The sequence below is a fragment of the Streptomyces sp. SID1328 genome, from assembly GCF_009865595.1.
Classification (GTDB): domain Bacteria; phylum Actinomycetota; class Actinomycetes; order Streptomycetales; family Streptomycetaceae; genus Streptomyces; species Streptomyces griseoluteus.
Genome location: NZ_WWKH01000049.1, coordinates 1 through 1,068 on the forward strand (window position 1 = coordinate 1; position 1,068 = coordinate 1,068).

The following is a 1,068-nucleotide window of genomic DNA, read 5'->3' on the forward strand; positions in this document are numbered from 1 at the left end:
GAGGCGTTGTTCGCGTAGAACTCCACGCCCGTGCCGAAGATGTCCGAGGTCGCCTCGTTCAGCCCGCCCGACTCACCGGAGTAGTTGAGCCCGGCCGTGTTGGAGGTGACGCCGTGGCTCATCTCGTGCCCGGCGACGTCCAGGGCGGTCAGCGGGTCCGCGTTGCCCGAGCCGTCGCCGTAGGTCATGCAGAAGCAGGAGTCGCTCCAGAAGGCGTTCACATAGGAATTGCCGTAGTGCACACGGGAGTAGGCGCCGACGCCGTTGTTCTTGATGCCGCTGCGGCCGAACGTGTCCTTGTAGAAGTCCCAGGTGACCGCTGCCCCGTAGTGCGCGTCCGCGCCCGCCGTCGCCGGGTCCGACACGGTGCCGTTGCCCCAGGTGTCGGCGCCTTGCGAGAACAGGGTGCCGGTGCCGGAGGTGCCCCGGGTGAGGTTGTACGTCTTGTGGCCGCCCCGGTCCCCGTCGGTCAGGGTGTACGTGGAGCCGGACTGGGTGGTGGTGAGCGGGACCTGGCCGCTGTACTGGGTGTTGCCGACGCCGGTGCGGATGCCCTGGTACTCGTAGAGCTCCTTGCCGGTGGTGGCGTCGGTGATGACGTGCAGCTCGCTGGGGGTGCCGTCGTCCTGGAGGCCGCCGACCACCGTCTCCTGGGCGAGGACCGGCCCGCCGGTGGCGGCCCAGATCACCGTGCGCACGCTGTCGGCGGCGGACTTGGTGCCGCCGAGCTTCTTCGCCCGTGCCACTGCCTGCCGCTCCGCGGCGGCCTTCGGCACGGCCGGGGTGAGGCCGGCGACCTTCAGTGTGGCGCCGGACGCCTTCACCACACGCTTGGTCGCGCCCGAGGGCGCGGTGTCCACGACCAGGTCGCCGCCGAGCACGGGCAGGCCCGCGTAGGTGCGCTCATAGCGGGTGTGCAGGGTGCCGTCGCCGTCCTTGACGACATCGCGGGCGACGAGCTTCTCCTGTGCGCCGAGCCCGATCGAGCGGGCGGTGTCCGCCCGGCCGGCGTCGGCGTCCCGGATCAGTCCGGCGTGCTGGGCGGCGGTGAGGCGTACGGAGCTGTGG

At 71.3% G+C, this 1,068-nt stretch carries 1 protein-coding gene; it reads right to left on the bottom strand.

What is annotated here, in order from left to right:
- Positions 1–1,068, bottom strand: a 1,068-nt coding sequence (locus tag GT030_RS01495) for a M4 family metallopeptidase (RefSeq protein ID WP_202459552.1), incomplete at both ends; no start/stop codon positions are given.